General features: G+C 51.9%; 1 protein-coding gene. It reads left to right on the forward strand.

The window, feature by feature from the left end:
- The first annotated feature begins 660 nt into the window (after nt 1-660).
- The gene (locus ABX962_RS31600; protein ID WP_372725577.1) at nt 661-3,954 is read left to right on the forward strand and encodes a hypothetical protein; all 3,294 of its coding nucleotides are present in this window, start codon (nt 661-663) and stop codon (nt 3,952-3,954) included.
- Nucleotides 3,955-4,216: the final 262 nt, after the last annotated feature.

A 4,216-nucleotide genomic window follows, 5' to 3' on the forward strand; every position in this document is an offset into this window, starting at 1 on the left:
AGGTTTCTGCTTTCCGATTTTTTTGCCACCCATCTTTTTGCCGGCTTCTTCCAATTCCCCGCGTGAACGCTGCAGCCCGCTTCTTTTTATTTCCCTACCTCCATCTTACTACCAATGTTCGCATTGCGGCGAAGAGATTGCTGTCGCCCCTCCGGGGCTTTGCTGACGTTTGGTACCAGCACCCATGGGGCTCACGCCCCATGCTACATCCTGCCGTGCCTCCGGCACTTCGGGTTGACGCAAATGTTATGGTTCACGCATGGAGTAAATGCATCCGTGACTGGTGCGCCGATGAGTGACGAAAATTCCCGCGAGATGCTCTGCCTCTCTTGCTCTTCGTTCGTGGAGCGTCACGCAATCGAAGCAAAAGGCGGCAAAAACATGTGTGGCAAAAAGATGAATTCCAAGCGGCTACTTTCTTAATGTTTTTGCCCCCCATCTTTTTGCCGGTTCTTTTCTAATCCAGAAAAACCTGGGACTTGCGTCTCATGCTACGTGCTGCCGTGCCTCCGGCACTTCGAAAGGACGCTCAAACGACACGATTATGCTCTGGCAGTGCATGCCCTCGCGACTTCGCGTTTCCGTAGCTGAACCGCTTGGCGAGGCGTCTGAGGTATACTCGGGGCAGGACATCCACACTTGAATTCAAGCAGCAAAATCATGTTCGAACGCGATCGGCTCCTTTCCATCTGCCTGCTGGCAACCTGCGTCTTCGCCGCGCCAACTCGAGCGGAAACCATCGCGGTCTTTGCTGCGGACCCCGCAGACGCGTCGATCATAGAGCTGGCGAGTGTTGAGCTGGCTCAAAATAGCGACTTTCAGATCTTAGAGCGAAGTCGTATCGAACAGGTGCTCAGCGAACAACAGCTCGCCACCATGAACAGCCACTCTGACTCGCTGTTGCTCGGACATCTACTGGGCGTTGAGATGTTTGCCATTTGGGAGAAAGGCACCACGAACGCCAGCGGCAGAATGATCGTTTTTGATGGTGAAACGGGAATACGCATCGAAGATCGTGAACTGGCGTCTTCGGACTCGATCGAACTTGCACGCCAAATGGCGGAACGCATCCGCACCGTGGCAAAGCAGTACCGAACAATTGACCTGTCAACGCTACCGATGATCTCGTTGGCCTCGGTGCGAAATGTTGATCTGCCGCCAAAGTGGCAAAGTACATCCGACCAATATGTCGCACGACTCCAGCAGAGCTTGACTCAGCTGCCTTCGGTTGGATTACTGGAGCGATCGCGACTTCGGTTTGTACTCAAAGAAGACATACTGCCCATTGCAAAAATCCAAGCTCGATTACTCAGCTCGACTGAAACATTGACCTTGCAGTTGTCGCGTTTAGACCAACACACGATCAAAGTCGATTTACTGCTCTACAAAGCCGATGATCCCGAGCCAAAATCACTGGTTAAGAAATTGCGTATCGATGCTTCCGAAACCGATCTCGCCAAGCTGACTGACGAGACAGCCGAGTCAATTGCCGAGCTTTTAACACTGCCAACGACGAGAGAAAAAAACGGTAACTCGCATGAGGTGGAATCGAGGAATTTGCAGCGTGAGGCAAAGCGGCATTCGATGATGCGGCAACCTTATTCTGCAGCCGTTCGTTATGAAGCGGCCTATGTGTTGAGCGACGATCCCGAGGTCTTGGTTTCGCTAGCACGCTCGATCCACCGAAGCCTCTTGATTGAGTCGAATTCGTTCGTGGGGACGGCACGAGGACAATTCTACCGCGGTGGGAAGGACATCTCCGCTGATCAGTGGCGCGAGTGCGTCGAACTCGCGAGATACCTGCTCGGACTCCGCATAAAAATTCATCAAACCGAACAATCCAAGCCAGCGTGGCCGTTTCTCGATGATGAAACGCGTCCTGCGAACACGCTGGCGATCGATTTCACCTTTCCATATGGCATCGGCTCGTCGGTCCTTCGAGTCGATCCGGATCGGTCGCCTAATGTTTTTAGCGAACTTCGCAGCTTCTATGAAGATGCTTACAAAACGGTGTTTACCGATTTTGCCAACGACGCGAGACGCAAACTCTCGGGAGAGAAACTGCAGCGGTTCGAGGACGAGATCACTTCGTTAGAGTTAGTGCGACTGACCGGGGACCATGATCGGCATTGCCTGGTCAATTGGGACGAGCAATTTGTTTCGGTGTTTGAGAAGAACCTAAAACATGACCGGTGGCTCAAACATCTCTATGGCCTACGCCTATCGATGGATGACCTGACCCCATCAGCCAAAACGCGACTGCTGAAAAGTCTTTCGGAAGTAGACCCGGCATCAAATCCGAGCGTGAGTCTTGCCGCTCGCTACTTTTCGCTGCGTGAGCAGCGGGACACGCAAGGGTTTGTCTATTCGAATGCATTTCAGTCGCAAGTGATTCGATTAGTAAACGATATTGCGGACCAAATCGAGCGGGTTGATGAGCAAGCAGCGATCGAGTCTCGGGATTTCGTTACCGCCTATGTTCGCAAGCTTCGTTATCAAGAGAGTCACCAGCGAAACACTCTGGGGAGTTTATTCGATTACACGTGTTCGCTGACTCCTGATCCCGACCGTCGACGAGAAGTCTACAGCGATCCTTATTTTCGTTTACTTGACCACGGCGTTCTCTGTTCCGGAGTCCTTAAAAACGTCGTGGCCCCATCGCATTTTTACTACATCCCCGAAGATCTGGCACTTCTCGATAGGACCATGGAAATTGTCGCTAAAAACCGATTTGGATTAGACGACCAACAGCACGAATCATTGATCGACGTCATTCGGGATAAACGTGCACGCGTCGAGAAACCCTTTTCGACAAAGGACACGTCGATTGAAACCACGAACATGCCGTTGGCGTGGAAGCATGTTCGAGAAATCACGCTCCCCGCGTCAGGTAAAACAGGACCGAGGTTGCTGAACGCCCAAATTATTGGCGACGATATATTTGTGCTTGCCCTTGATGTTAGCACGCGAGCGAAGTCGACCCAGGTATTACTCTACCGCACGTCGGCGGAGGAGGATGCCGAAGTGAGGCAAATCGGAACGCTAGAGTTGTCTCACCTGAAAATCAGAGAGGAAGAAAAAGAACGAAACGTTAGAAAGGAAGTCCCGCCATTCATGCGCAGGTATTATGGCCGACCATTCATCCCGGACGTGATTGTAAAGGGAGAAGATCATGTTTTTGTTACGACCGAGGGTGGCGGAATCTTGGCGTTTCCATTGAGTGGTGCCCCTGCATTCAAAATCGATACGAGCTGGGGGCTTTCATCGAATTGCATCCAGCAGGTATTGCCGGTCGGCGGCAACCTATTGAGCTGGGTTGGGGAAGAACGAGCCGACGCAAACTTCGTCTCGATCAATTTGCAAACAAAGCAGGTCGAATTGCTTGCGTCATGCCAAAGAAAAGATGCGAATACACCCTTGGATGATTTTCCTGGTGCTCGCTGTGGGTTGATGATGGCGCAAGACGAGAACCGAGTCATTATCGTGATGGATGAAGGATACGATTTAGAGTCAGGCGTTTACTCCAATCGCAATGGTGTTTGGCGATACGAACTTGATGCCAACCAATTCTCGCGTTTTCCCGCCGGTGGGTTTCAGAGCAGGGAGTTTCGACGAACGGCTGAATACGAATTCGTCGTCGGCCGATACGATGTTGACGCCAAAGAGCGGCGGTGGCGACTGTTCAAGCTCAACGAAGATCGGTGGTATGAGATTGGGTTGGTGGATTTACCATCAAGGACCAGGCCGATTGCGACGACCGATTCGGTGATCTGGTGGCACGAACAAGATAGACGCGTTGCTTATCGGCAGAATCGCGATACTGGAACGATTAACCAGTTTCGGATCATCCCCGAAGGACATGCGAATCGCTTGACACTGCAGTTTTTTCCAGGCTGCGATTCCGCAATCCTGTGCACCGCCGAAAGACTCTGGATTGTCACGCCTGAGAATTAGCCCCCATAGGACTCACGCCCCATGCTGCCGTGCCTCCGGCACTTCAAGTTGGCACAAGAACAATCGTTCTTGCTTGGTGTAGATGCTATCGCGACCGGTCCGCCAGTGAGCAACGGAAGTTCCTAGAGTGTCACGCAGCCGAAGAAGAAAGCGGCAAAAACATGTGGGGCAAAAAGATAAAACTCTAGCCGCCTACTTTCCCGATGTTTTTGCCACCCATCTTTTTGTCGGGTCTTTTTCAATTCGTAAGATGAACGCTACG

Source organism: Novipirellula sp., assembly GCF_041583735.1.
In the GTDB taxonomy this organism is placed as follows: domain Bacteria; phylum Planctomycetota; class Planctomycetia; order Pirellulales; family Pirellulaceae; genus Novipirellula.